Here is a 26,787-nt window from a genome sequence, read left to right on the forward strand (position 1 = left end):
AGAAATTGTCGTTTGTAGCTGAAGGTTTGTCCACGCATCATTCGGTTTCCTCATTCCTCACGGCTCCTTCCAAATTCCCAAGGTGACCTCCATGACCGACTACCGGAGAACGCGGCGAACACTCCTCAAACTGGGGGCCGCCGCGATGGCATCCTCGCCCCTGCTGGCACGCGCCGCATGGCCCGACCGGCCCGTACGCCTGATCGTTCCCTCCGCCGCGGGCGGTTCGCCCGACAACATCTGCCGCATCCTGACCGGCGAGTTGGTGAAGGCCCTGGGCCAGCCTTTTGTGATCGACAACAAGCCCGGCGCCAGCGGCAATATCGGCATGCAGGAGATCGTGCGCGCTGCGCCGGACGGGTACACGCTGGGATACGGCAATGTGGGCACGCTGGCGATCAACAAATCGCTGTTCTCCAAGCTGCCCTACGACCCGGACAAACAGCTGGTTCCCGTGGCGCTGCTCGGCTATGTGCAGAACGCGCTCGTCGTCAGGAATGACCTGGGCGTCAAGAACGTGGCCGAGCTGATCGCGCTGGCCAAATCCAGGCCCGGCAAACTCAGCATGGCGTCTCCGGGCAACGGCACCACCGGCCACCTGGGCGGCGAACTGTTCAAGAGCATGACCGGCACCTTCATGACCCACGTGCCTTACCGTGGCAGCCCGCAGGCCATCCAGGACCTGATGGGCGGCCAGGTCGACCTGATGTTCGACAACCTGTCGTCCATCGCGCCGCACATCAAGAACGGGCGCATCAAGGCGCTCGGTGTTTCCGGCCGGGCGCGCAGCCCGCTGTTTCCCGAGGTGCCGACCATAGGGGAGTTCGTCAAGGGTTATGAAACGACGGCATGGGGCGGCATTGTCGCGCCGGCCGGCACGCCGCGCGAGGTGGTGCTGCGGCTCAACGGGGAAATCAACAAGGTGCTGGGCAGCGCCGCGGTCAATGAGCGCTATGCCGCCATTTCCTTTGAGACAACCATAGGCTCGCCCGACCGGCTGTTTGATCGCGCCCTGCGCGAGACGCGGATGTGGACGGAGGTCGTCAAGCGCGCCGGCGTCCAGGTGGATTGAACGCCTTATGTTCGATTCCATCATTGAAGGCGGCGAACTCATTGACGGGACGGGCGCCCCACGGGTGCGCGCCGACCTCGGCATGTCCCAGGGAAAAATTCTCGCGATCGGCGACCTGTCGGCCGCCCCGGCGCGCGAACGGGTCAGCGCGCACGGTCGGATTGTCGCGCCGGGTTTTATCGACGTGCACACCCACGACGACCGCTTGCTGCTCTTGCCCACCACGGGCGCGCACCCGAAGTTGTCGCAGGGCGTGACGACCGTGGTGTCGGGCAACTGCGGCGTCAGCCTGGCCCCCTTGCAGACACGCCATCCGCCGCCGCCGCTGGACATCCTCGGAACGGACGGCTGGATTTACCCGAGCTTCGCCGCCTACCTGGATGCGCTTGACGAGTCTCCGCTGGCCGTCAACGTTGCCTGCCTCGTGGGCCACTCCACGCTGCGGGTCAAGCACATGGTCGACCTTGACCGGCCCGCCACCCTTGCGGAATCGGCGGGCATGGCGGCGGAACTCGCAGGCGCGCTGGCCGCGGGCGCCATCGGCCTGTCAACGGGTTTGTACTATCCGCCCGCGAAAGCGGCCACGGCCGAAGAGGTGATTGCCGTGGGCGCGCAACTCAAAGCCGCCGGCGGCATGGTGGCGATGCACATCCGCGATGAAGGCGATGCCATCGACGAGGCGCTGCGCGAGGCCCTGCACATAGGCCGCGAGCTGGGCGTGGGCACCGTCATTTCCCACCACAAGCTGGTCGGCACGGCCAACCACGGCCGCTCGGTGCAGACCCTGGCGATGCTGGAGCAGGCGGCGCGAGGGCAATCGGTCTGCTTTGACTGTTATCCCTACAACGCGTCGTCCACCATGCTGCTGCCGTCCCGCGTGAAGCAGTCGAGCGACGTGCTGGTGACCTGGTCCCAGCCCGAGCCCGGCGTTGCGGGCCGTTCCCTGAAAGAACTCGCGCGCGAGAGAAACCAGACCGAGGAAGAGGTGGCGCGGGCCTTGCAGCCGGCAGGGGCCATCTACTTCGCCATGAGCGAGGAGGACGTCAGCCGCATCCTGAGCCATCCCATGGCCATGGTCGGCTCGGACGGCCTGGCGCATGACGTACGTCCGCATCCGCGTTTGTGGGGAACTTTCCCGCGCGTGCTGGGGCATTACGTGCGCGAGAGAAAGCTGTTTTCGCTCGAGACCGCCATCTACAAAATGACGGGGCTCAGCGCAAGGCGCTTCGGCCTCGCCGGCCGGGGAATCCTGGCGGCCGGAAACCACGCGGACATCGTCATCTTTGATGAGCACCGCGTCGCCGCCAATGCCAGCTACGAGCAGCCCACCGAAGCCAGCTCGGGAATCGATGCGGTTTTTGTCAACGGCCAGCTCGCCTGCCGGGACGGCCTCAGCGTCCGGGTGGATGCCGGCCGGGTGCTGCGCAGGCGGGGCGCGTTTTCATGAGCTTGCCTGGAGGAGAGCCCGGATGACCGCCGCAGCGCTACACCAGCGGAAGCCGTATCCATAAACGCGCACCCGTGGGCGCCAGGGCTTCATAACCCGACTGGCCGCCATGCCGCTCGGCCACGCTGTGCACGAAGTAGAGGCCCAGGCCGGTGCCGTGCGCCGTCTGCTGCGCCGCTTTCTGCGTGCTGAAGCGTTCGAACAGGTGGGGCAGCATTTCCGCGCTGACGCCGGGCCCCTGGTCGGCCACCGACAGTTCGGCTTTTCCGTCTTGCAGGGCCAGCGTCAAAGTGACGCTGCCGCCCGCGGGCGAGAAGCGCAGGGCGTTGTGCAGCAGGTTGTCGAGCGCGCGCTCGAGCAGGTGGAAGTCGCCGCGTATCCACACCGGTTCATCGGGGATGTGGCGCAGCAGGCGCACGGATTTGCCCTGGGCCGATTCGTAGACCGCGTCGGTGGCCTGGTGCGCGACGCTGCCGAGGTCGATTTCGCGCAGGTCCTTCTGCTCCAGGCTTTGCACGCGGGCAATCGACAGAAAGGATTGCGCCAGCTTGTGCGCGCGGCGCAGTTGCTGGAAAAGCCGGTGCTGGTGCGTCTCGTCCAGCGTTCCGCCGCCCAGCTGCTGCACGGCGGCGGCCAGGGGCACGCGGATGTCGTGCGACAGGAAGGCCAGGGTCTCCTCGCGCTCCTTGTGCAGGTCGTGAAAGCGCTGCTGCACCTGCTTGACGTGGTCGATGCGCTGCTCGAACCTGAGCCGGTGGAACGGGCTGTCCGCCGCCGCGCCGGTCAATTGATGAAGCTGCCAGTCCAGGTAGCGCCTGGCCGTTTCAAGGCGGCGCCAGCTCCACAAAGGGTAGGCCGCGATCGCGCCGACCAGGGCGCCCGAGGGCGCAAACCAGCGCCCGGACACCAGGGGCAGCGCCACGCTGAGCGCCACCAGCGCCGCAAACCATGCCGTGTTGACCAGCAGGCCCGGCAGCGGCATGAAGCGCAGCGCCCACAGCAGCGGCACCAGCGCCAGCGCGGCGCCCAGCGCCAGCGTCCAGGCCCTTCCCAGCGGCACGATAAAACGGTCGTCGCGCAGATTCAGCAGCACATTGGCCAGCACTTCCACGCCGGGCATGGCGGCGCCGTTGGTGGTGACCGGCGTTGAGAGGATGTCGCCCATGCCGGCCGCCGTCGCGCCTACGAAGACGATCTTGCCGCGCAGTGCCTCGGCGGGCGCGCCGGGGCGCATGAGTTCCACCGCCGAGACGGTGGGAATCGTGCCCGGCGGGCCGGCAAACCGTAACAGCCGGGGCTCGCGGCGCACCAGCGTGGGCGCCTGGTCGGTGACGAGCCGTGCCGTGTCCCCGGGCGGCAGGTAAGGGGTGGCGTCCGGGGGTTGCCAGCCGGTGATTTGCAGCGCGCTCTGTGCCAGCAGGGGCCAGCCGGCGGTGCCCACGCCTTCCCACAGGTCGACGCCGCGCGCCACGCCGTCGTCGTCCAGGCGCACGCTCACGCGGCCCAGGCCGGCCGCGGACCGGGCCAGCAGCGGGATGGGCGGCGACTCCAGCAACTGGCCGTCCAGGCGGGCGCTTTCCATCACGACGGGCAGCGACACGTTGCCGCAGGCGCGCATGGCCTTGGCCAGGGCCTGGTTGCCGGCGGGGTCGTCGCCGACCTCGTTGAAGGCGATGTCCATCGCCACGGCTTTCGGCGAAGCCCGGCATATCTGTTGCAGCAATTCGGCGTGCACACGGCGCGGCCAGGGCCAGCGGCCCAGTTCCTGCAGGCTGGCCTGGTCGATCGCCACGATCACCACGCCGGTCGGGGCGGGCTGCGCGCCCAGCCGCTGCGACAGGTCAAAGACAAAATGGTCGATGCGCGCCAGCCAGCCGCTGGCGCTGACCCCCAGTGCCAGCGCGGCCAGCACCAGGCCCATGCCCAGGAGTTCGCGCAGGCTGTGCGCGCTGCGGGGCGGCGGAGTGTCTCGCATGCCGGCCTACAGCAGCAACAGCGGCAAGCCCAGCATCCATAGATAGGGATGGCGCGAGGGCACGTCTATCTTCTGCAGCATGGGCGGCCCGGCGGTGCCGTCCTGGTTGTCGACCAGGCGGACGCCGAGGAAATGCGCACCGCCCGAGGGGCGGGGCAGGCGGACAGTGCCGTCGAAGGAGTCCTGTTGCTGGTCTTCGGGCGCCATGCCGGGCGTGGCCGACACCGAGACCCGGTAGTGATGGTCCGGCGGCGGTGCGGGCAGGTCCAGCAGCAGCGCGTCGGTCTCGTAGCGCAGGGCGGCCTGGCCCAGGTCGGGCATCCCCGGCGCGGGTTTGTAGCTGAAGGACGACGCGGGAGACCACGGTCCTTGTTCACCCTGCGCCGTGATGCTGGCCACACGCCAGTGCAGCTTGCCCTCGGGGAGGTCGTCCGCGGGCAGCCACTCGGTCTGTGCCACGGGCTGGTCCAGCAGGGCTTGCGCGAAATCTTCAGACTTGGAGGCTTGCACCCGGTAGCGCGCGGCGTCCACCGCGCTGGTCCAGCGCAGCACCGGGCGCGGCGAGCGCATGGTGGCGGCGCGGCCCGGCGCCTGCAGGGCGGGGGCGAAGGGGCGGGCGGCCACGGTGAAGGTGTGCCGCGCTTCCAGGCCTTGCAGGCCCAGCGCATCCAGGGCGCGCACGCGCAGGATATAGCGGCCGTTGGGCAGGTCGGCAAAACTCAGGACGCCGGAGGGTGAAGTCCTTTCCGCGAGGATGGCGTCAAAGCTGCTGTCCTGGGAAACCTGGCCCCACAAGACGGCGCCTTGTTCGCCGCGCGCGGGAGGCAATGAAAAGCGTAGGGGCAGTTGTTCCAGGCGCGGCGGCAGCGCCGACACGTCGGGCGCGCGGGGCAGGGCGCGGGGCGGCAAGGGCGCTTCGCCCGGGCGCGCAAGCGTGCCGAAGCCGGGTCCCACCACCACGGTTTTCCCGGTGGCGTCCACACCGACGGACCCTTCCAGGGTTTCCTCGCGCGTCTGGCCGGCTTCCACGCCGACGCGGAACACCGTGCCGCGCACCACCGCCTGGGCGCTGGGCGTCAGCACGCGCAAATTCTGCTGCGTGCGCCTCCCTGGGTTGTCGGTGATTTCCGTCTGGCCTTGCAGCAGGCGGACCCGCGTGTCGGCCATCAGGCCGTTGGCATACAGGCTGAGGGTGTCCAGCACCAGCGTCGAGCCTGGGTGCACGCGCAGCTGCGTGCCGTTGGCCAGCTCCAGCGTGGCGCTGGCCAGGGCCTCGGTCTGGAGCTCGGCGCCCACCGGCAGGACCTGTCCCGTGGACGCGGCTTTCCACGCCCCCTCGGGCTCGCGCCAGCGCACGCTGCCGTGCACTGTTTTTAACGTGGCCTGGCCGGGGCTGCTGCGCAGCATGGAGGCGGGAATGCGCAGCACCGTGCCGGGCGGAATGCGATGCGGGTCGGCGATCCGGTTGAGCCGCTGCACCACATCCCAGCGCTGCGGGTCCACCAGGTGGCGCTGGCCCAGGCTGATCAGCGTGTCCCCGGGGCGCACGCTGTAAAGCCAGACCGGCGCGCTGGAGGCCTTGTCGGGCACGCCGGCGGCGGGCAAAGGCTGGGCCGGCGCAAAGGCGGCGATGCCGAGCGACAGAAGCCCGCCGGCGGCAATTTTTTTGTACATGGGAAGGCTTCCGGAACATGCCGGCCCGGCAGGGCGGCGGCCTGGCTCGAACTTGCGGGAGGAGGGCGAGTGGACCTCAGTCATGCAGCCACTCGAGACGGTAGCCCTGGCCGTAGACCGACACCAGGCGCCAGCCCGATTCGGGCGACAGCTTGAGCTTTCTGCGCAGGGCGCTGGCCTGCACGTCGACCTTGCGCGACTCCACGTCGGTGTTGTGCCCCCAGACCGTCAGCAGCAGGTGGGAGCGCGTCAGCAGGCGCCCCACGTTTTGCAGCAGGTGCAGGGCGAAATCGGTTTCCAGGTCGGTCAGTTCCACGCGCCGGCCTTCCAGAAAACATTGCCGGGTGCTGAAGTCCACTTCCAGTTGCCCCCAGGCGCGGCGCCGTGTTTCCTGTTTCAGGCCGGAGCGATGCAGCACGACGTTGAGCCGCGCCAGCAGGATGGGCCGGGAAACCGGTTTGACCAGGTAGTCGACCGCGCCGGCCGACAGCATCTGCACCACGTCGTCCTCGCTGTCGCGCGCCGTCAGAAAAATCACCGGTGGGCAGGCGTCTTTGAGTTGCAAGCGCAGCCTTGCCAGCACCTCGGGCCCTGACATGTCCGGCACCAGCCAGTCCAGCAGGCAGGCCGCGTACTGCCCTCTTTCCACGGCCCGCGCGCAGTCGGCGCCGCGGCTGAACAGGTCCACCGCCAAGCCTGCTTCCCTGATCCATCCACAGATTGCTTCGGCGGTTTCAGGCTCGTCTTCCAGGTAGGCGATTCGGGGCGCGGAAGTGTGAGGCATACGAATTCAGGTGCCGGGGACTAAGCCGGATCATTACTTTCAGTTACATATTTTGGGGTCTAAGGACTTACCGAGTTTAGTGGTCTGACAACTGTCTGCCCACCCCTATTCGCCTCGAGTGTTGGTAATTAGTAAGTGTAAACAAGGATTTACCCTCTGTTTGTGACAGGCCTCCTATCATCCGCCGCGCTAGTACCTTTTACCTCCTGTCACAACTATGCTCGAACTATTCCGACGCTGCGCGAAACACCTGGGCAAGCTGCCGACCCCGGCCTCCTGGATCCGTCCGGGGTCCGTTTTGCTTGGTTTGGGGCTGCTGCCGGCGGCCGCTTTTGCCCTGACCGCCTCGGTCACGGCCGTGATTCCGGCACAGGGTATTTACCCGGGTGAAACCGCGATATTGCGCATCGCACTGTCGAACAGCGACCCGGTTGCGGCGACCAACGTGGCCTTCAGCAACAGCCTGCCCGGCCTCTTGCCCAACGGCCTCAAGGTGGCCGGCGCGGTCACCAACGGTTGCGGCGGCGCGTTCACGGCGGCATTCGGAACGCAGGCGCTGGACTTGACGGGCGGCAGCATTCCGGCCGCCGCCGGCGGAATCGACGGGCAATGCGTGATCGACATCCCGGTCACCGCGGGGACCTCGACCGGCAACGCCACCTCCTATGCCTACCAGATCCTCAACGGCGCGGTGACCAGCAGCGCCGGCAGCAACAGCGGGGACGTCTCGCAGACCTTCAACGTGCGCGCGCTCCAGCAGCCGCAGATTTCCAAGGGCTTCGGCAGTTCCACCGTGGTGCTCGGAGGCGCGGCAACCAACCTGACCATCACGCTGACCAACCCGAACCCGGTGGCGATTGAAGGCTTCAGCATCACCGACAACTTTCCGCAGCTCGGCGGCAGCGCCATCATCAAGGTCGCGGCTGCGCCCGGCGCCAGCGCCAGCTGCACCAGTGGGCCCGCGCCCGCGTTCAACCCGGCGCCGGCGGCCGGCGCCACCAGCGTGACGGGCACGGGCGACATTCCCGCCAACGGCAGCTGCACGTTCGTGGTCGCGGTGGAAGCGTCGCAGACCAACGGCCAGTACACCACCAACGCCCAGAGCAACCTGATCAACCGCAGCAGCGACTTCAGCAACGCGCTGGGTATTCCCGCGCAGGCCAATGCGCAAGCCAACATCACCGTCCGGTCGCCGCTCAGCGTGGCCAAGGCGTTTTCTGGCACCTCGCTGTCCAGCGGTTCCGCCGGCAGCCTCACCATCACCTTGACCAACAGCGGCAACACGCCGCTCAACGTCACCACCTTCGACGACAGCCCGATCGACGGGCTGGGCGGCGTCAACCCGGCGACCGGCCTGAACGTCACCTCGGCGTCCACCACTTGCGCCGGCGGCGTGGTCACCGCCATCAACAGCAACAAGGGCGTCAGGCTGACCGGCGGCACCATTCCTTCCTCGAACAGCAGCTGCACGGTCACCGTCAACTACACCGGTTTTGTCCAGGCCTCGGGCGTTCCGGTGACTTACACCAACAACATCCCGCAAGGCGCGGTCGACGTCGGCAACGCGGCCATCAAGAGCCAGAGCGCCTCGGCCACCATCCTGGTGGCGGACGACCTGCGCGTGCTCAAGTCGGCGCTGCCGGCCAGCCCCGTCGCGCCCGGCAACCCGGTCCAGTACCAGCTCACGGTGCAGAACTACGGCGCCGGCGCGATCAGCAACCTGACGGTGACCGACAACTTCAGCAACGGCCAGACCTTTCTGACCGGCACGATAGGCGGCATCAACTACACGCCGACCGTGAGCGCCGGCTGCGGCAACGTCAATTCCGCGAGCGCCCTCGGCAGCGCCACGGCGGTGTTCACGGTGGACACCGTGCCGGCCCGCGCCAGCCCCAGCGTGCCCGGCGCCTGCGTCATCACGATGTGGGCCATGGCCTCCAGCACGGCGGTGGCTTCGTCGGGCAACACCATTGCGCCCGGCGGCGTCTGCTACAACGCCGGCGCCACCTGCAACGGCGGCGCTTCCAACTCGACCAGCGTCGTGACCAACGCCGCCGTACTGGCGGCCAGCAAGGCATTCGCGCAGTCCTCCCCCGGCGTCAGCACCTTTGCCGAAGGCACCATCGTCCGCATGACCATCACGCTGACGAACAAGTCGGCGAACCCGCTGACCAACGTCTCGATCTCCGATACGCTGCAGCTGGCCAACAGCGGGGGCGGGCAGTTGCGCATCGCCAACCCGGCGAATGCGGCCAGCACCTGCGGCAGCCCCACCATCACCGCGGTCGCCGGTTCCACCTCGGTGGGCCTGAACGGCGGCACCGTGCCCGCGCGCGCCGGCAACGGCCTCGGCGCCGACGGCAGCTGCGTGCTGCAGGTCGACGTCGTCGGCCCGGCCGGCGTCTACCCGAACACCGCCACCGTGGGTGGCACGCAGACCTTCGGCAACGGCAGCACGCAGGCGCTGGTCCCCGTGACCACCAATACCGCGACGCTGACCTACACCTCGGCGCTGAGCGCGGCCAAGAGCTTCAACCCGGCCAACGTGTCCTCGGGCGGCAAGTCCACCGTCACGGTGCAACTGCTGAACTCCAGCGCGCTGGCCCTGACCAACGTGAGCGTGACCGACCCCTTGCCCGCGGGCATGGTGCTGGCCAATCCGCCGAACGGGCAGACCACCTGTGCCGGCCCCACGGCCATCACCGGCGCCGCCGGCGCCGGCAGCATTTCTTTGACGGGCGCCAGCATCGCGGGCAGCGGCAATTGCGCCTTCCTGTTCGACGTGGTCGCCACCGGCGCGGCCAACTGGGTCAACACCATCCCGCCCGATTCCATCCTGGCCGACGGCGGCGTGCGCAACGTCGCACCGGTCAGCGGCACTCTGCTGTTCACCCCGCCCACCGGCATCGCGATCAGCAAGGCCACGTCCATCAGCTCGCTGACCTTTCCGGGTGAGCCCAGCCGCCTGACCATCAACATCGCCAACGGCACGCAGGCGGTCACCAACCTGCGCTTTACCGACTACTTCACGGTAGGCGGCACGGCGGCGGCGGCCAACAACGGCTGGGTGCTGACGCCCAATCCCGCTCCCACCACGACCTGCCCCGGCGGTGTGGTGACCGCGGTGGCCAACGCACGCTCGGTCAGCCTGGACGGTGTCGCACTCGCGGCCAACGCCAGTTGCCAGCTCAGCGTCAACGTGACCTCTACCGTGACCGGCGGCAACACCAACACCATTCCGGCCGGCGCCATCGTGACGGACCAGAACCTCAGCAACGCCAACCCGGCGACCACCAGCCTGGCCATCAGCACCAACATCGGCCTGGTCAAGCAGTTCACGCCGAATGTGGTCAAGCCCGGCGCGCGCTCGCGCCTGCGCATCACCTTCTACAACCCGCTCTCGCAGCCCGTCAGCAACCTTGCCGTCACCGACACCCTGCCGGCCGGCGTGACCGTGCCCAGCGGCGCCAACCCGACAACGACCTGCCAGGGCGCGACGGTGACTTCGACGGTCAACAGCGTGCAGGTTTCCGGCGGCACCATCCCCGCCGCGGCCGGCAACGTGCCGGCGACCTGCCAGGCTGAAATCGACGTGCTCGTCGCGGCCCAGGGCGATTACGTCAACACCATTCCCGTCAACGCGCTAACCGCCAGCGCCGGCGGCAACCCGCTGTCCAACACCCAGCCCACCAGCGACACGCTGCGCGCCAAATCACCGGTCGTGGTGCACAAGGCCTTCAGCGCCCGCACGCTGGACGCGGGCAACCCGGCCGGCTTCACCACCGGTTCCGACAGCAAGGCGCCTGGCGCGCCGGCCGTGCTGACCTTGCGCTTTGACAACCCGAACAACACCGCCCTGACCGGCCTGACCCTGACCGACGCCTTGCCCGCGGGCCTGGTGGTCGCGCCCACCCCTGCGGCCGCCACCACCTGCGCCGGCGGCAGCGTTGTCGCGGCAGCGTCGGCGACCAGCGTGCGCCTGACCGGTGCGACGCTCGCGGCCGCCGGTTCGTGCACCGTCACGGTCAACGTGCTGAGCAACATCTCGGGCGTCTACACCAACACGGTTCCCACCGCCAGCATCACCACCAACGAAGGCGTGAGCAACGAGGAACCCACCAGCGCGCAGCTGATTGTTTCCACCCCGCCCACCGTCGGCAAGCAGTTCTCGCCGGCCGTGATTCCGCCCGGCGGCACGTCGCGCCTGAGCATCGTGCTGGGCAATGCCAACACCACCGCGATGACCTTGAGCGCGGACTTTGACGACGTGCTGCCCACCGCGCCCGGCCAGATCCAGCTGACCGCCACGCCCGGCATGGCGACGACCTGCGGCGGCACCGTGGTCGCCGCGGCCAATGCCACCAGCGTGCGGCTGAACAGCGGCGGCACCATTCCCGCGGGCGGCTGCACGATTGACGTCAATGTGACCGGCCTCACCGCCGGTACGCACACCAACAACATTCCGGCCGGCGCGCTGCGGACCAACCTGGGCAACAACCAGGCGCCCGCCAATGCGCCGCTGACCATCAGCACCCTGGGCTATGTCTCGGGCAAGGTCTTCAAGGACAACAACCCGACGCCCAACGGCACCTTCCAGAACGGCACCGACACGCCGATCGCCGGCGTGAGCATTGAACTGCGCAGCGGCGCGAACTGCAGCGGCGCGCTGCTGACGACAGGCACGACCGACGCGCTGGGCAATTACCTGTTCGCTGGCCTGGCGGCCGGCAGTTACTCCGTGTGCCAGCCCGCACAGCCCGCGGGCACCACCAACGGCATCACCACGGCCGGCGCGATCAGCGGCATCAACGGCAGCACCGGCACGGCCGGCACCGCGTCCAACCCGACCGCGACCAGCAGCCAGGTCACCAACATCACGCTCAACGGCAATGGCGCGGGCGGCGAAATCTCGGGCTCGGCCAACAACAACTTCGCGGAAGTCGCGCCTTCGTCGATCAGCGGCAAGGTCTTCAAGGACCTCAACAACAACGGCGTGCAGGACGGCGCCGACGACCCGCTGCCCGGCGTGACGATTGAACTGCGTGACCCCGGCACCAACGCCTTGCTGGCGACCACGGTCACCGACGCCGCGGGCGGCTACAGCTTCGGCAACCTGCTGCCCGGTTCCTACACCGTGGTGGAACCCACGCAGCCCGCCGGAACCTCCAACGGCATCACGACGGCCGGTGCGGTCCCCAACGGCGGCACGCCCGGCACGGCCACCACGCCAGCCGTCACGCCCAGCCGCATCAGCACCCTCGTGCTGCCGCCCAACACGGTCTCGTCCGGCAACAACTTCGCCGAAGTGGCCAACGGCGGAACGATTTCCGGCCGGGTCTTCCTCGACTACGACAACAACGGCGTGGTCAACGGCAGCGACCACGGCATAGGCGGGCAGACCCTCAACCTGACCGGCACCGACATCAACGGCCTGGCCGTTTCCAGGACCACCACCACGACGGCCGACGGACGCTACAGCTTCACCGGCCTGGCACAAGGAAACTACACCGTCACGCAGCCGCTGCCGCAGGCGGCGGGCACGAGCAACGGCCAGACCATTGCAGGCAGCACCGGCGGCGTGGCAACCCTGCCGGCCAACCCTGTGTCTTCCATCTCGGCGATTCCGCTGGCCACCGCCAACGCCGTGTCGGCCGACAACAACTTCGCAGAGATTCCCGGCGCGGCACCCGACCTCGCGATAGCCAAGACCCATTCGCCGGTCAGTTTCGCGCAGGGCTCGAGCACCGGCTTCTACACCATCACCGTCTCGAACGTCGGCACGGTGGCGACCTCCGGCACCATCACGGTGGTCGACACCCTGCCCGCGGGCATGACGGTGGCCGCCGTCGCCGGCGGCGCCACCTGGTCCTGCAGCAGCGCGGTCACCTCGGTCACCTGCACCACCGCCAGCGTCATCGCCGCGGGTGGCACGGCCCCTGTCTTCACGGTGCGCGTGGCGGTTGCCGCGGGCCTCTCCGGCCAGGTGCTGGTGAACACCGCCGTGGTCTCCGGCGGCAATGAGCCCGCAGGCTTCAACGGCAACAACACCGCCACCGACCCCACGGTGATCTCCGACGTGGCCGCGGTGCGCGGCACGGTGTGGCGCGACCTCAACCACGACCGCATCAAGGACCCCGGCGAGCCGCTAGTCCCCGGCTGGATCGTCGAACTGACGCTGGGCGGCGTGGTGGTCGGCACCACCACCTCCGACGCCAGCGGCGCCTACGCCTTCCCCAGCGTGGCGCCCGGCTCGGGCTACCAGATCCGTTTCCGCGAACCGACCAGCGGGCGCATCTACGGCCGCCCGGTGCCCAATGAAACCGGCTTGCCCTATACCAATGGCACGCCCAACCCCAACGCCAATCCGGCCGGCGCCAACAACACCGACGGCACCCTGCGGGGCCTGACCCTGGCCGCCGGCACCACCACGGTGGCGCAAAGCCTGCCGCTGGACCCGAGCGGCGTGGTTTACGACGCCGTGACGCGGCAGCCTGTGCCGGGCGCCGTGGTGACGCTCTCCGCACCCGGCCTCACCGCGGCCGACGTGATAGGCGGCAGCCTGACCCAGACCACCGGCGCGGACGGCGCCTACCAGTTCCTGCTGCTGGGCGGTGCGCCCGTCGGCGGCACGCTGTACACACTCACCGTGACCTCGCCGGCCGGTTACCTGCCGGGCCCCTCGGCCATGATCCCGGCCTGCACGGCGACCCTGGGTGTCGGCCTGGCGCCGCCCAGCCCGGACCCGGCGCTGGTGCAGAACAGCAACTTCGCGCCCGGCACCGGCGTGCCGCAGCACAACCCCGCGGCCTGCCCCAACAACACGCTGGCCCTGGCGGGCGGCGCGGCCACCACGCAGTACTTCTTCACGTTCACCTTTGCCGCGATTCCCGGCTCCGCCAACGTGCTGAACAACCACATCCCGCTGGACCCCATCCTGGGCGGCGCCATCGTGATGACCAAGAGCACGCCGCTGGTCAACGTGGTGCGCGGCGACCTGGTGCCTTACACCATCACCGCCACCAACACGCTGAACGCCGTGCTCGGCAACGTCAGTGTGGTCGACCTGATTCCCGCGGGCTTCCGTTACCGCACAGGCTCGGCCTCGCTCAATGGCGTGGCGCTGGAGCCCACCATCAGCGGCCGCAACCTGACATGGGCCAACCAGGTGTTCGCAGGCGGTGAACGCAAGACCTGGCGCATGCTGCTGGTGGTCGGCACCGGCGTGTCTGAAGGGACCTACACCAACCAGGTCGCGGCGCGAAACGCCCTGGTCAATGCGCAGATATCCAACACCGCCACGGCCGCCGTGCGTGTCGTACCCGATCCGACCTTCGACTGCTCCGACATCATCGGCAAGGTCTTCGACGACAAGAACGCCAACGGCTACCAGGACCAGGACGAGCCCGGCATCGCCAACGTGCGCATCGCCACGGCGCGCGGCCTGCTGGTCACCAGCGACCACGACGGCCGCTTCCACGTCGCCTGCGCGGCGATCCCGAACGCGGATCGCGGCTCCAACTTCGTGATGAAGGTGGACGAGCGGACCCTGCCGTCCGGCTACCGCCTGACCACGGAAAACCCGCGTGACGTGCGTGTGACGCGCGGCAAGATGGTCAAGCTCAATTTCGGCGCCACCGTGCACCGCGTGGTCCGGCTTGAGCTTTCGGGCGCCGCCTTCACCCCCGCAAACGACAGCACCGAGCTGCAGCCCGCCTACCTCGCCACCCTGCAAAAGCTTCCCGAGCAACTCGCGGCCCGGCCGTCGGTGCTGCGCATCGCCTACCGCCTCGGCGCCGAGCCGGCCGGCCTCGCCGAAAAACGCGTGGCCGCGGTCAGCGAGCGAATACAGGCCTTGTGGGAGGCCAGGCGCAAGAGGAAAGACGGGAATGAGGCCGCCGAAAGCGAACCCCTGCACCCCCTGATGATTGAAACCGAGCTGGAGACGGCGAAATGAATTTCCGTACACATGCGATAGCCGTCGCCGCCGGCCTGCTTTGCGCGGGCGCATCGACCTGGGCCGCCACTGAAGTCAGCGGCAAACGAATCGACAACGGGCGCATAGACCTGTTCAGCGTGCCGCCGCCGGCAGAAGTGCAGCCGGCCATCGCCTACCCCATGCCCTCGGGCGTGACGCGCGAAGAAGCGGCCGGCATGCGCGCCCGCGCCGCGCAGACGCCGCCCAGCCCGGCTTCCGTCAACAAGGCGCTCGAAGAAGCCGGCGGCCTCAGCCTGTTTGTCTCGGGCAAGGCCGAGCTCACGCCTTCGGCCAGGGCCGCGATTGAATCGCTGGCCGCTGAAATCCGCGGCAAAGGCGCGGCCTCGGCAGGCATGCGCATTGCCGTGGTCGGCCACACCGACAACCAGCGCCTGGCGCCGGATACCAAGCGCATCTTCAAGGACAACCAGGGCCTTTCCGAAGCGCGCGCGCTGGCCGTGACGGCCTACCTCAAGCAACTGTTGAACAACCCCACGATCACGTATTCGATCCAGGGCGAGGGCGAAAACAAACCGCTGGCCTCGAACGCGACACCCGAAGGCATGGCCCGCAACCGCCGTGTTGAATTGCGCGTGTGGTTCCAGCCCGCCGCGGTGGCGGCGCCCGTAGCACTTCCCGCGGCCGCGCTGCCGCCGTGCACGCCGCAATCGGTCGGCCAGTCGACCGTGCCCTTCCGCATCACCATAGACGGCGAGCCGATCAACACGGCCGAGATCCCGAACGAGGCCGACGGCCAGCGCTGCGCCGACGTCGCGCTCGAGCGGGCGGACATCCAGGTCCGCTACGACAGCCTGGCCGCCGTGCCGCTGATGAATGCCTGGGCGACACCCGGCACTGCCGTCAAAGGCGAGGCCGTGGAATTTCGCGCCTGGTCCAACTACATTCCGTGGATCAAAAAGGCCGAGCTGCGCCTCTTCCGCCCCGGGCAAAAAACCCAGGAGCGGCCATTTGAAATCGTGCCCATCGCCTGGTCGGGCGCGAGCCGTTGGACGGTGCCGGCCAACACCGCGGGTGACCAGGTGTTCTACCTGCTGCGTGTCTACGACGCGCAGGGCCGCTTCGACGAAACCAGCCTCAAGGCGCTGAACCTGCTGGCGCGCGCCATGCCGGCGAACGAAGACCAGGACAAGCTGGAACGCGAGCGCCTCACCGGTTATGGCGAGAACAGCCTGGCCCTGCGCAACATCCCGGTGGCGGGCGGCACGGTCACGGTCAACGGCACAAACTTGAAGCCCGGCCAGCGCATAGAGGCCCTGGGCCTGGAGCTGCCCATAGACGCGCAAGGCAAGTTTGCGATGAAGCAGATCATGCCGGCCGGCCCGCAATCGGTGGAAGTGACACTTAAGGAAACGGATGGCAAGGCCACCACCTTCCGCCGCAACCTCAACATCGCGGCCGATGACTGGTTCTACCTGGCACTCGGTGATTTGACGGCCGGCAAGAACAATGTCTCAGGCCCCGCCAAGCTGGTGACCGGCGACCTGAGCCACTACGAAGACAAGGTCTACGTCGACGGCCGCGCCGCTTTTTACCTCAAGGGCAAGATCAAGGGCGAGTGGCTGCTGACGGCTTCGGCCGACACGCGCGAAGGCCCCATCGAAGACCTGTTCTCCAACTTCTCGAGCAAGGACCCCAAGTACCTGCTGCGCAGCATAGACCCCAACCTGTACTACCCGGTCTACGGCGACGACAGCACCACCGTGGACGACGCGCCCACGCAGGGCAAGTTTTTCGTCAAGCTGCAAAAAGGCGATTCGCACATCATGTGGGGCAACTTCCAGACCTCCTGGAGCGGCACCGAGTTGATGCAGTATTCGCGCGGCCTCTACGGCGCTCAGCTGCGCCACCGATCCGAAGAAGCCACGGCCTATGGCGAGAAGCGCACGCAGATCGACGCTTTCGCGGCCGACCCGGGCACCCTGGCCTCGCGCGAGGAGTTCCGCGGCACCGGCGGCTCCATCTATTACCTGCGCCACCTGGACATCACCCAGGGTTCGGAGCGCGTCTGGATCGAAGTGCGCGACAAGGATTCGGGCATGGTGATAGAGCGCCGCGAGCTCGCGCCCACGCAGGACTACGAGGTCAACTACCTGCAGGGCCGCATCCTGCTGCAGTCGCCGCTGTCCGCCACCGGCGGCGGCGCAGGTCTGATCATGACTTCGGCGGTCGGCGGCCAGCCGGTCTACCTGGTCACGACCTATGAGTTCGCGCCCGGCGTCACCGCCGTCAGCAACCTGTCGACCGGCCTGCGCGCCAGCCAGTGGATCAATGACCACTTCCAGCTGGGTGCCAGCACCTACCACCAGGGCGAAACTGGCTCCAGCCAGACGCTCAAAGGCGTGGACGGCACGCTGCGCTACAAGCCCGGCACCTGGCTCAAGTTCGAGGCGGCCCGCTCCAAGGGCCCGGGCAACGGCGCGCAGACTTCGATTGACGGCGGCTTCGGCTTCAACACCCTGAGCAGCGGCGCCATCCAGTCGGCCGGCGCCGAACGCCTCGAAGCCTCGGTCGACCTGGCCGAAGTGACCGACAGCATGAAGGGCAAGGTCACGGCTTACGCGCAGAACCGCGACCGCGGCTACTCGGCCCCCGGGCAGATAGGCATTGGCGGCGAGGCCGTCAAGCAGGCCGGTGCTTCCGCCGACGTGGAGGTGATGCCGGGCACGCGCATCCTGCTCAAGGCCGACAGGCGCGATGGCGATTTGCAAGACAGCCAGAACGCCGAACTCGCCGTGCGCCAGACGCTGAACAGCGAATGGGAAGTCGCCGTCGGCGTGCGCGCCGACGACCGCTCCAATATCGTACCGAACGCCAGCCCCTTGCTGTCGCAAACCGGCTCACGCACCGATGCGCAGCTGCGCGCCGACTACCGTCCTGACCGCCAGGGCGGCAAGCCCGGCGAAAAAGAAGACTGGGAAGCCTATGGTTATGTGCAGGGCACGCTGGAGCGCGACGAGACGCGCGACCCCAACAACCGCGTCGGCCTGGGCGGCGCGCTGCAAGTCAGCGAGCGCGTGAAACTCAGCGGCGAAACCTCCAGCGGCAGCATGGGCGTGGGCGGCAAGCTGGGCGCCGACTACCGCATCTCCGACCGCAGCAACGCCTACCTGGCCTACACCGTGGAAACCGAAAGCCCCGACGTCGCCTGGCGCGGCCGCCAGGGCACGCTGGTCTCTGGCGCCAGCACGCGCGTCTCCGACCAGCTGCGCGTCTTCGGCGAAGGCCGCTCCGTCAATGGCGCTGGCCCGCAAAGCCTGACGCAGGCCTTCGGCACCGACTGGTCGCCCAATGACCGCTGGAACTTTGGCGCCAAGGTCGAGTTCGGCACCGTGTCCGATCCTTTGGCCGGTGACCTCAAGCGCCGCGCGCTGGGCGGCTCTATCGGCTACAAAAAAGACGGCCTCAAGTACGGCGGCAATATCGAGTGGCGCCATGACAAAGGCAATATCTCGGGTGAACGCACCACCTGGCTCATGCGCAACACCGTCGGCCTGCAGGTCGACCCGGCGTGGCGCCTGCTCGGCAAGCTCAACGTCTCACGCTCCAGCAACAGCCAGGGCGCGTTTGTCGACGGCAACTACCACGAGTTTGTCATCGGCAGCGCCTATCGCCCCGTCGACAACGACCGCTGGAACACCTTGTTCAAGTACACCAATTTGAACAACGTGCCCACCGCCGGCCAGCTCACGCCTTCGGGCCAGGCAGCCGACTACGCGCAGCGCAGCCAGGTCTTCTCGGTCGACACGATTTACGACGTGAAGCCATGGCTGTCGGTCGGCGCCAAGTACGCCTTCCGCATCGGTGAACTCAAGTCGCCGGTGGCCGGCGGCGAATGGTTCTCCAGCCGCGCCGACCTGCTGATCCTGCGCGCCGACCTGCACCTGGTCAAGGAATGGGATGCACTGGTGGAGCTGCGAAACCTGCGCGCCACCGAAGCCCAGGATGCGAAAGCCGGCGCGCTGCTGGGCATCTACCGCCACCTCGGCAAAGGTGTGAAGGTGGGTGTGGGCTACAACTTCACGCAGTACTCGGATGATTTGACCGATCTTTCTTATCGCAGCCGCGGCTGGTTTTTCAATGTGCTGGCGGCGTATTGAGGGCGGGGCGGCGGGCCCGGTGGGTTTGCCGCGGCCGGAAGCGTTCGGGCACGGCGTATCAAGGCAAGAGCTTGCGCGTACCCGCGGTGCTGATGTCGTCCAGGTGCCGGAACGCGGGTGCGATCCTGGCAATGTCGTCCGCCGTGGCGCCCGAGTGCTCGAACGACACCTTCCATTCCCGGACGACTCGCCAGACTTCATCGATCAATTCGCCGGCGCGGGCCCGGCTCAACGAGAACGCCGCATGCCCGTCGAGCGCGTTGTCGAGTGTCGCGAGGCGGCCCTGGGGCCCGATTCCCAGGTGAAGAAAGCGCTCGGTTGCAAGGCTGGGCCGCGGCAGCACGTCGTACAAGGGACTGAGCCGCCAGCCGGGCAAGCGCGGGTCCCATAAGAATCCGTGGTTGCGCAGGTGGTCGTCGTCGTTGCTGGCGAGGATGTTGAACACCATTCGCTTGAAGAGTTCTTCGTTGTCCGCGCGAATCACATCCGGATGGCAGTGCCGGCGCACGGCGGTGGCCAGGTCGGCGTAGGATTTTGTCCGTGACTCCGTCTCGTCGCATCCGACCAGGGTCAGGCCGCTCACGAAACCCATGCGGCGCTCGGTCAAGCCGCCGGCGGGTGCCAGCAGCAAGTCTGTCGCCGTGATGGGCTGCGCTCCTTGCGCCAGCCAGTAGCGGTCGAAACGCCGGATCATCATGATGCGGCGGTCGCCCAGAAGGCGCGTGGCCACAGGGGGCACGTTCAAGCCGGCCTCCCGCGCGAGCACCAGCGAAGCGCATTCGATCGCGGGAATGTCGAAGGCGTCGTTTTTGCTTGGAAACTTCGCGAGCCAGAGGGCGCCGCTCTCGTCGCGCACAGAGGCTTTGGGCCGGGCGCCGCCCAGCGCCGTGCCGCCCTCGAAGATGTATTCAAGGTTGGCGGGAACTTCCTCTCCGGCCTCGATGCGCTCCGCCGCTTCCATCAGGTAGGCGAGCGCATGAACGCCGCCGGCGACCCCCGTGGGCCCGTCAGAGATGCTGGAACGGATGTCCAGCGCGCCCACCCTCTCGCTGCCCGCATGCAGCAGGTACTGCGATTCGGCCAAGCTGTTTGCGGGCACCCTGAGCTTGGCCTCAATGACCCGGCGCCCCCAGGAGTCTGGGGCGGCATCGCGGATGCCGCCGAAACTCACAAGATTGTTGACCGGCAGCAGCAGCTTGCCCTTGACGGGCTCCGGCCCACGAATCGCCAGGCTGACCGGGTCTACCTCAAGGGCATCAGCGCGAGCCACGTAGTTTGTGCCGTAGGCGAAGCGCGATGCCAGGAGTTCGGGACCCTGCTCGGTCATCGTGAGCTGCCCGCAGGGCGCCCAGGCTTCGTTCAGGTACGCGAAGGTCATCAGCTTCAGTTCTTTGGCCGCCATAAAAATTCCGCGTTAGATGAAGATGAAAGGCACTGCTGGTGCGGGCATGAATTCAGAAGTTCAACTCGTCGAGCTCGGCGGCAGTCAGGTCGCGAACGCGTTTTGTCGATTCGCGTGCTTGAAGCGCCACCAGCGCGGGGTCGGCCTGCGTCAACAGGTCTGCCAGCGTGGCGCCTGGCGCGATGGCATCGAGGTAGCGAAGCACCTGCCCAATCGCCAGGCCGGGATCACCCTTTTCCAGGCGGTAGGCGGTGTTGCGCGAGAAGCCAGCGCGCAGCGCCGCATCGGCCTGCTTGACCTTGCGCGCCTGGCGCAGGCGCGCGAGAAGATGCCCGAGATTGGCCATCTCCTGCGTGAGTTGCGGGCTAAGCATTGCGGATTGGTCTACTTTCATATTCGTTAAATCATTCATTATGTTGATAAAGATCGATTTCACGACTATTTTCCCACGGTATAGCTATGCGGTCAATTGATGATCGATTAATCAAGCTTTAGGGAATAATTGATTGATTTAACGAGCATAAATGCCGTAGTCAGTTGGGCTGACCGTAAGCTCTCAGTAGGTATAAACGCCAATACTTCGCAGTAAATTAACTAATAAAGTAATTAACAAGTGTTTAATTTTCTATTTGGAAAAATAAACGACGTTAATTTTCCAAATAACTCTATGCGTGAACTCCTTGATTCCACTGATCGCCGTTTGACCCGGTTGCTGTCCGACGACGCCCAGGACGGCGTGAACCAGCTGGCCGAAAAAATGCAGCTGAGCCCGCCCACGGTCCGCACGCGCCTGAAGGCCTTGATCGAAAAAAACGCCCTGAAGATCGTCGGCCTGCTGAACCTGTCGGAACGGCCGGAACTGATTGGCGCCATCGTCGGCATCAGCGCCAACGCGCAGGGACATCTTGACGAACTCACGCAAAAGCTCGCGGAGCTGCCCTTCGTGACCTCCGTGAGTGTGGTGACCGGCCGTTTCGACCTGATCGTCGAAGTGCTGGTGGCCGGGGATGTCCAGGACCTCTACCGGTTCACCAGCGAACTGCTTCCCCGCGTCGCCGGGCCCGGGATCATCAGCCGCAGCGAGACCTTTGTGGTCATGAAGTCGCGCAACAAATGGGTCAACCTGCCGCGCGGCTGCTGGGAGCAGGGCGCCGACGGTGGCGCTGAGCCGCCGTCCCCTCAGCCCGCAGCGGCTGAGAAATGAGCTCGTCCCCGGCGGATGTTCCTCCGGGGAGATTGTCAAAGGAGAAAGCAATGAAGATCTCGAATTCCCTGGCCACGGGGCTGCTGGCCTGCGCGGGCTTCCTCGGTGTGTGCGCCGCCGCCCATGCCGCCACCCTTGAAGACATCCAGAAACGCGGCGAACTGCGCATCGCCGTGCAGACACAAGGCCCTCCGTTTTCGATGATCGACAAAAACGGCGCGCGCACCGGCAGCTCGGTAGAGCTTGCCAAATTGATGGCCCAGGAAATGGGCGTCAAGGTGGTGTTCCTCGACCTCGACTGGGACGGGCTGTTGCCGGCCCTGATTTCCGGCAAGGCCGACCTGCTTGCGGCGGACATGACGCCCACGCTGGCCCGCGCGACCAAAGTCGCCTTCACCAAGCCCTTTATGTATATAGGGCCCGTCGTGGCGTCCAAGGAAGGAAGCAAATTCACTTCCACGAATGCCTGCAAGGCGCCCGGCACCAAGATCGCGGTGCTTTTCGGCAGCACCGGCGAGAAGCTCGCCAAAACCGTGTTCCCCAAAGGCGAGATCAAGAGCTACAAGGGCGGCGGCACCTTGCTGCTGGACGCCGTGAAAAACGGCCAGGCCGACTGCCTGCTCAATGACAGCTCCGCAGTGGCAGGCCAGGCGGCCGGATACCCCAAGGGCACCTTCAAGGTCATGCCGGAACTGCTGGCCAAGGAACCCCTGGCTTATGCGACCCGTTATGACTCCATGGATCTTCTGAGCTGGATCAACCTCTTCATCGACCAGACCACACTGGACGGCCGCCTTCAGCAGAACCTCGACTACTGGGTCAACACGCCCAAGTGGAAAGAAGAGCACTGATATCCCGGATATTTTCGGAACTGAGCGCGAGCCCGGCCTCATGACCATGGTGTCGATTCCCGTGCCGCAAGCCCTTCAGGCCGGGGCTGGCGCATGCTGTTAAACCTGAACTTCCGGGTGATCGGGGAGACCCTCCCCGATTTCTTCGGGGGCTTTGTCTCCACCCTGTCCATTTCGCTGGCCGCGTTCGCGGGCGCCGTCGTTATCGGCATGCTGGCCTGCGTGATGAGCCTCCAGTCTTCGCGCATCGTCCGGGCGCCGGCAGTGGTGTATGTGGATGTGATCCGCGCAACGCCCTTGCTGGCCCAGCTGTATTTCTTGTATTTCGGGCTGCCGAATTTCGGCGTGATCATGCCGGAAATCATGATCGGCATCATTGCCCTGTCCATCAACAGCGGCGCCTACGTCAGCGAGATCATCCGCTCCGGCATCCATTCGATTCCGCGCGGCCAGCTGGAGGCGGGCGCCAGTTCGGGAATGACGTACTGGCAGCAGATGCGCCTCATCATTCTTCCGCAGGCTGTGCGGCCCATGGTGTCGCCGCTGATCGGGCAGGCCATCGTGCTGGTCAAGGACTCGTCCCTGCTGTCGCTGATCTCGGTGCTGGAACTTACACGCGTGGGGCAGACATTGGCCAATGACCGCTTCATGCCGGTCGAAGGCCTGGCAAGCACCGCGGTCGGCTACCTGATCATCTATTTCGGTCTCAAGCTCGCGGCCGCGGCGTGGGTCCGCATCGGGCAGCAGCCCGGGCGCTGCTGAAAGCCACGACCATGACCCTATTCTTCGAGCAGCTGTACGGCATGGCCCAGTACTATCCGGTCGTGCTGAAAGGCATAGGCGTGACGCTGGCGCTGTCCTTCATCGGCATTTTTGCGGGAACGGTGCTCGGCTTTGTGCTGGGCATAGGCCGCGCCAGCCCGCGCAAGTGGCTGTCGTTCACCGTCGGTGCCTACACCGACCTGTTTCGCGGCACACCCGTGCTGGTCCAGGTGTTTGTGGTCTTTTTTGTTTTGCCCGAGGCGGGCATAGAGCTCGACTCCTTCACGGCGGGCGCCATTGCCCTGTCCAACATCGCGGCCTGCTTCATCTCGGAAATCGTGGCCGCCGGGATCAAGGCCGTGCCCACGGGGCAACTGGAGGCGGCCGCCTCCTCGGGGCTGAGCCGCTTCCAGCAACTGAGGCTGGTGGTGATGCCGCAGGCCATCCGCATGATCGTCCCGTCCCTGGTCGGGCAATACGTGTTGCTGGTCAAGGATTCGTCGGTGGTCTCCGCCATCGGGCTGCTTGACCTGACGCGCTCCGGCTGGGTCATCGTGCAGTCCGTTCCCAACGGGCTGCTGGTTTTTAGCGCGGTGGGCGTGGGCTACTTTTTGATCTGCTATCCGCTGCTTTACCTGTCGCGGCGGCTGGAGAAGGCTTGATGAAGGAATACCCAGGATGATCCAGTTCAGCGAACTCAACAAATGGTATGGCACGCACCACGTCCTGCAGAACATCAACCTTGATGTCGCGAAAGGCGAAGTGGTGGTGGTCTGCGGGCCCAGCGGCTCCGGTAAAAGCACGCTGATCCGCTGCGTCAACGGCCTGGAAAAATTCCAGGCTGGCACGCTGACGGTCGACGGCATGCCGGTCGCCAGCGAGGCCAATCTTCGCAAGCTCCGCATGGAGCTGGGTTTTGTCTTCCAGCAGTTCAACCTGTATCCCCACAAGACCGCGCTCGAGAACGTCACGCTGGCGCCGATTCACGTGCGCAAGCTCTCCAGCAAGGAAGCCGTCGAACGCGGCCGCGAGCTCCTCGAGAAGGTCGGCCTGGCGGACAAGTGCGACGCCTATCCGCAGCAATTGTCGGGAGGGCAGCAGCAACGCGTCGCCATCGCCCGCAGCCTGTGCATGCAGCCCAAGGTCATGCTGTTTGACGAGCCGACCTCCGCGCTCGATCCCGAAATGATCAACGAAGTGCTGGACGTGATGGTGGCGCTGGCCAAAGACGGCATGACCATGATTGTGGTCACGCACGAGATGGGTTTTGCCCGCAAAGTGGCGGACCGCGTGGCCTTTATCGACAAGGGCGTGATGGTCGAGGTGGCCAAGCCCGACGCCTTTTTCACCGCGCCGCGGAGTGAACGCACGCGTGAATTCCTCGGAAAGATTCTTCATCACTAGCCAGGGCCGGTGATCAACAGTCATCACGGCCGCCGCGCGCGGCGGCACACACTTCAGAAAGACATTGGATGACTGACACGGGCAGGCATGAAACACAGGGCGGGCGCTCCATCGCCATCGTGGGGGCCGGCGTGGTCGGCGCGGCGACGGCCTTGGCGCTCGCGGCCCGGGGCCACGCCGTCACCGTGATCGACCGCGGGGAAGTCGGCGCCGGGACCAGTTCCGGCAATGCCGGCGCCATCGTGACGGGCGCCGTCACGCCGACCGCAACGCCGGGCGTGATCCGTTCGATTCCCTCTTACATCCTCGATCCTAAAAGCGCGGCTGTTCTGCGGCCGGCGCATTTTTTCCGTGGCCTTCCGTGGCTTCTCCGCTTTATGGCGGCAGGACGGCCCAAGCGGGTGGCGGGCATCGCGGCGGCCCTGCACCCGCTCGTGTCCAAGTCCCTGCAAGCCCACCTGGCCCTGGCCGACATGAGCGGCGCCCGTGACCTGATACGGCCAGGCGGCTGGCTGAAACTCTATACCTCCGCCGCCGGGTTTTCGGCCAGCGCGCTGGAGCGCGAATTGATGACGCGCCATGGCGTTCATTTTTCCGTCCTCAAGCCCGCCGAGGTTGCCGAGCTGGAACCCCGGCTCAATAAAAATGCCTACACCCGCGGTTTGTTCCAGCCCGACAGCGGCTTCGTCAACTACCCCAGGGCGCTGGCGCAGTCTTACTTCGAGTGCGCGCGGCAGCGGCAGGCGCAATACCTGCAGGAGACGGTGCTGGAACTGCGGCCCGTCGACGGCGGCGGTGTGTCCATCCGGACCGACAAGGCCACGCGGCAGTTTGACGCGGTGGTCGTCGCGGCGGGCGCATGGTCAAAACAATTCGCCGCACAGGTCGGCGACAAGGTCAGCCTGGACACCGAGCGGGGTTATCACCTGTCGTTTGCCTCGACCGGTGAATCCCTGCTGGGCCGCCCCGTGTGTTTCCCAGAAAAGCAGTGCGTGCTCTCGCCCATGCATGACGGCATTTCCCTGAGCAGCGGTGATGAGCTGGCGGGCCTTGTTGCGCCGCCGGATTTCCGGCGCATACGCGCCCTGGTACCTTTCGCCCGCAACGTGCTGCCGGCCATCATGGGCCAGCCAATACAGCGCGAATGGATGGGCTACCGCCCCTCGACGCCGGACTCCCTGCCCGTGATCGCGCGCTCACCGCGCTGCGCCAATGTGTTTTACGCCTTTGGCCACGGCCATCTCGGATTGACCCTGTCGGCGATCACCGCCCAGCTGGTCGCCGGCATGGTCAATGGTGATCCCGAACCCTTTGACCTGTCGCCCTACCGGATCGCCAGGTTCTGAATCGAAGAAACATGAACAACACCAACAGACACACCCGCGCGAGCATCCCATGCCCGCAGTAACTGAAGAAGCGGCAAAAATCGGCGTCCTGTGCTGGGAGACCGGGCAGGTGCCCCGAGGGCTGCAGCAACTTGAAACCCTGGTCGGCAACAGCACCAATCCCGCGTCCTATGCCTATCCCGTGAGCTTCCATCCCGTGCGCGGCGCCAACGTCCATACGATCCTGGAGAACCCGGATCAACGAGTGCTGGAGACCATGATGGCCGACGCCGCGGCCATGGTGGCCGAAAAAGGCATCAAGGCCATCACCACGAGCTGCGGCTTCAACGCCATCTTCCAGCGCGAATTGGCCCAGGCGGCCGGCGTTCCGGTGCTGACCTCCAGCCTGTTGCAAGTCCCCTTTGTCAGGCTGCTGCACGGCCCGCAGAGCGAGATTGGCATCATCACCGCCAATGCGCGCGCCCTGGGCCCGCGCCACCTGAGGGCCGCCGGCATAGCGAGCATGGACGGCCTGCATATCCTGGGCCTGGAGCAGTGCCCGGAATGGAACAGGATGTTTGCCGAACCGGATGCCGAGATCGACCTGGCTGTCATTGAACAGGAGGTTTTGGGCACGGCGCTTGGTGCGCTTCAAAAGCATCCCGGCATCCGGGCTTTTGTCCTGGAGTGCACCGACCTGCCGCCTTATTCGGAAGCGATACGGCGCCGGTCAGGCTTGCCGGTGTTTGACTTCATCACCATGGTCAATTTTTTGCATTCGGCTATTTGAGGGA

16 protein-coding genes are annotated in these 26,787 nt (G+C 66.5%); 11 read left to right on the forward strand and 5 right to left on the reverse strand.

The window, feature by feature from the left end:
- Nucleotides 1-145: 145 nt before the first annotated feature.
- The gene (locus tag AC1D1F_RS02720) at nucleotides 146-1,072 is read left to right on the forward strand and encodes a Bug family tripartite tricarboxylate transporter substrate binding protein (RefSeq protein WP_477695965.1); all 927 of its coding nucleotides are present in this window, start codon (nucleotides 146-148) and stop codon (nucleotides 1,070-1,072) included.
- Nucleotides 1,073-1,079: 7 nt separating this feature from the next.
- A complete protein-coding gene (locus AC1D1F_RS02725; protein WP_477677393.1) occupies nucleotides 1,080-2,519 on the forward strand; it encodes an N-acyl-D-amino-acid deacylase family protein in 1,440 nt (479 codons plus the stop codon).
- A gap of 37 nt (nucleotides 2,520-2,556) precedes the next feature.
- On the opposite strand, the gene AC1D1F_RS02730 is transcribed toward AC1D1F_RS02725, so the two are convergent.
- The 3 genes from AC1D1F_RS02730 to AC1D1F_RS02740 form a co-directional block, all read right to left on the reverse strand.
- On the reverse strand, nucleotides 2,557-4,494 hold the full coding sequence (locus AC1D1F_RS02730; protein WP_477695964.1) for a CHASE2 domain-containing protein: 1,938 nt from the start codon (nucleotides 4,492-4,494) through the stop codon (nucleotides 2,557-2,559).
- Between the two features lie 6 nt (nucleotides 4,495-4,500).
- Nucleotides 4,501-6,168, reverse strand: a complete 1,668-nt coding sequence (locus tag AC1D1F_RS02735) for a FecR family protein (RefSeq protein WP_477677391.1) — start codon at nucleotides 6,166-6,168, stop codon at nucleotides 4,501-4,503.
- Between the two features lie 76 nt (nucleotides 6,169-6,244).
- Entirely contained in the window at nucleotides 6,245-6,952 is a 708-nt protein-coding gene (locus AC1D1F_RS02740; RefSeq protein WP_477695963.1) for a response regulator transcription factor, read from the reverse strand.
- 217 nt (nucleotides 6,953-7,169) lie between these two features.
- Between AC1D1F_RS02740 and AC1D1F_RS02745 the strand changes: the two genes are divergently transcribed.
- Both AC1D1F_RS02745 and AC1D1F_RS02750 read left to right on the forward strand, forming a co-directional pair.
- Entirely contained in the window at nucleotides 7,170-14,906 is a 7,737-nt protein-coding gene (locus AC1D1F_RS02745; RefSeq protein WP_477695962.1) for a DUF7933 domain-containing protein, read from the forward strand.
- A complete protein-coding gene (locus tag AC1D1F_RS02750; protein WP_477695961.1) occupies nucleotides 14,903-19,045 on the forward strand; it encodes an OmpA family protein in 4,143 nt (1,380 codons plus the stop codon). The genes AC1D1F_RS02745 and AC1D1F_RS02750 overlap by 4 nt, the downstream gene beginning before the upstream one ends.
- A gap of 58 nt (nucleotides 19,046-19,103) precedes the next feature.
- On the opposite strand, the gene AC1D1F_RS02755 is transcribed toward AC1D1F_RS02750, so the two are convergent.
- The gene (locus tag AC1D1F_RS02755) at nucleotides 19,104-20,423 is read right to left on the reverse strand and encodes a type II toxin-antitoxin system HipA family toxin (protein WP_477700650.1); all 1,320 of its coding nucleotides are present in this window, start codon (nucleotides 20,421-20,423) and stop codon (nucleotides 19,104-19,106) included.
- A gap of 76 nt (nucleotides 20,424-20,499) precedes the next feature.
- Nucleotides 20,500-20,841: a helix-turn-helix domain-containing protein gene (locus AC1D1F_RS02760; RefSeq protein WP_477700651.1), complete on the reverse strand. Its 342-nt coding sequence runs from the start codon at nucleotides 20,839-20,841 to the stop codon at nucleotides 20,500-20,502.
- A gap of 273 nt (nucleotides 20,842-21,114) precedes the next feature.
- Here AC1D1F_RS02760 and AC1D1F_RS02765 point away from each other — a divergent pair, with 273 nt between their 5' ends.
- The 7 genes from AC1D1F_RS02765 to AC1D1F_RS02795 all read left to right on the forward strand — a co-directional run bounded on the left by AC1D1F_RS02765 (nucleotide 21,115) and on the right by AC1D1F_RS02795 (nucleotide 26,783).
- The gene (locus tag AC1D1F_RS02765; RefSeq protein WP_477678211.1) at nucleotides 21,115-21,651 is read left to right on the forward strand and encodes an Lrp/AsnC family transcriptional regulator; all 537 of its coding nucleotides are present in this window, start codon (nucleotides 21,115-21,117) and stop codon (nucleotides 21,649-21,651) included.
- A gap of 50 nt (nucleotides 21,652-21,701) precedes the next feature.
- The gene (locus tag AC1D1F_RS02770; protein WP_477653108.1) at nucleotides 21,702-22,502 is read left to right on the forward strand and encodes an ABC transporter substrate-binding protein; all 801 of its coding nucleotides are present in this window, start codon (nucleotides 21,702-21,704) and stop codon (nucleotides 22,500-22,502) included.
- Nucleotides 22,503-22,595: 93 nt separating this feature from the next.
- Complete coding sequence (locus AC1D1F_RS02775) at nucleotides 22,596-23,264, forward strand: amino acid ABC transporter permease (protein WP_477678212.1); 669 nt, start codon at nucleotides 22,596-22,598, stop codon at nucleotides 23,262-23,264.
- A gap of 11 nt (nucleotides 23,265-23,275) precedes the next feature.
- Complete coding sequence (locus tag AC1D1F_RS02780; protein WP_477678213.1) at nucleotides 23,276-23,926, forward strand: amino acid ABC transporter permease; 651 nt, start codon at nucleotides 23,276-23,278, stop codon at nucleotides 23,924-23,926.
- A 16-nt stretch (nucleotides 23,927-23,942) separates the two neighbouring features.
- Nucleotides 23,943-24,668 carry an amino acid ABC transporter ATP-binding protein gene (locus AC1D1F_RS02785; protein ID WP_477695958.1) on the forward strand — a complete coding sequence of 242 codons (726 nt, stop codon included), beginning with the start codon at nucleotides 23,943-23,945 and terminating at the stop codon, nucleotides 24,666-24,668.
- A gap of 68 nt (nucleotides 24,669-24,736) precedes the next feature.
- Nucleotides 24,737-26,014: an NAD(P)/FAD-dependent oxidoreductase gene (locus AC1D1F_RS02790; RefSeq protein WP_477695957.1), complete on the forward strand. Its 1,278-nt coding sequence runs from the start codon at nucleotides 24,737-24,739 to the stop codon at nucleotides 26,012-26,014.
- 49 nt (nucleotides 26,015-26,063) lie between these two features.
- Nucleotides 26,064-26,783 (forward strand): aspartate/glutamate racemase family protein, encoded by a 720-nt coding sequence (locus tag AC1D1F_RS02795; protein ID WP_477695956.1) that lies wholly within the window; start codon nucleotides 26,064-26,066, stop codon nucleotides 26,781-26,783.
- Nucleotides 26,784-26,787 lie beyond the last annotated feature (4 nt).

The organism is Polaromonas sp. P1_H6, from assembly GCF_056405195.1.

Excerpts from the sequence above, each read along its gene's own strand:
- AC1D1F_RS02795 (WP_477695956.1), top strand. The coding sequence starts at position 26,064 with ATGCCCGCAGTAACTGAAGAAGCGGCAAAAATCGGCGTCCTGTGCTGG.
- AC1D1F_RS02735 (WP_477677391.1), bottom strand. The coding sequence starts at position 6,168 with ATGTACAAAAAAATTGCCGCCGGCGGGCTTCTGTCGCTCGGCATCGCC.
- AC1D1F_RS02720 (WP_477695965.1), top strand. The coding sequence starts at position 146 with ATGGCATCCTCGCCCCTGCTGGCACGCGCCGCATGGCCCGACCGGCCC.
- AC1D1F_RS02750 (WP_477695961.1), top strand. The coding sequence starts at position 14,903 with ATGAATTTCCGTACACATGCGATAGCCGTCGCCGCCGGCCTGCTTTGC.
- AC1D1F_RS02770 (WP_477653108.1), top strand. The coding sequence starts at position 21,702 with ATGAAGATCTCGAATTCCCTGGCCACGGGGCTGCTGGCCTGCGCGGGC.
- AC1D1F_RS02775 (WP_477678212.1), top strand. The coding sequence starts at position 22,596 with ATGCTGTTAAACCTGAACTTCCGGGTGATCGGGGAGACCCTCCCCGAT.
- AC1D1F_RS02785 (WP_477695958.1), top strand. The coding sequence starts at position 23,943 with ATGATCCAGTTCAGCGAACTCAACAAATGGTATGGCACGCACCACGTC.
- AC1D1F_RS02755 (WP_477700650.1), bottom strand. The coding sequence starts at position 20,423 with ATGACCTTCGCGTACCTGAACGAAGCCTGGGCGCCCTGCGGGCAGCTC.
- AC1D1F_RS02740 (WP_477695963.1), bottom strand. The coding sequence starts at position 6,952 with ATGCCTCACACTTCCGCGCCCCGAATCGCCTACCTGGAAGACGAGCCT.
- AC1D1F_RS02780 (WP_477678213.1), top strand. The coding sequence starts at position 23,276 with ATGACCCTATTCTTCGAGCAGCTGTACGGCATGGCCCAGTACTATCCG.
- AC1D1F_RS02765 (WP_477678211.1), top strand. The coding sequence starts at position 21,115 with ATGCGTGAACTCCTTGATTCCACTGATCGCCGTTTGACCCGGTTGCTG.
- AC1D1F_RS02730 (WP_477695964.1), bottom strand. The coding sequence starts at position 4,494 with ATGCGAGACACTCCGCCGCCCCGCAGCGCGCACAGCCTGCGCGAACTC.
- AC1D1F_RS02760 (WP_477700651.1), bottom strand. The coding sequence starts at position 20,841 with ATGAAAGTAGACCAATCCGCAATGCTTAGCCCGCAACTCACGCAGGAG.
- AC1D1F_RS02745 (WP_477695962.1), top strand. The coding sequence starts at position 7,170 with ATGCTCGAACTATTCCGACGCTGCGCGAAACACCTGGGCAAGCTGCCG.
- AC1D1F_RS02790 (WP_477695957.1), top strand. The coding sequence starts at position 24,737 with ATGACTGACACGGGCAGGCATGAAACACAGGGCGGGCGCTCCATCGCC.
- AC1D1F_RS02725 (WP_477677393.1), top strand. The coding sequence starts at position 1,080 with ATGTTCGATTCCATCATTGAAGGCGGCGAACTCATTGACGGGACGGGC.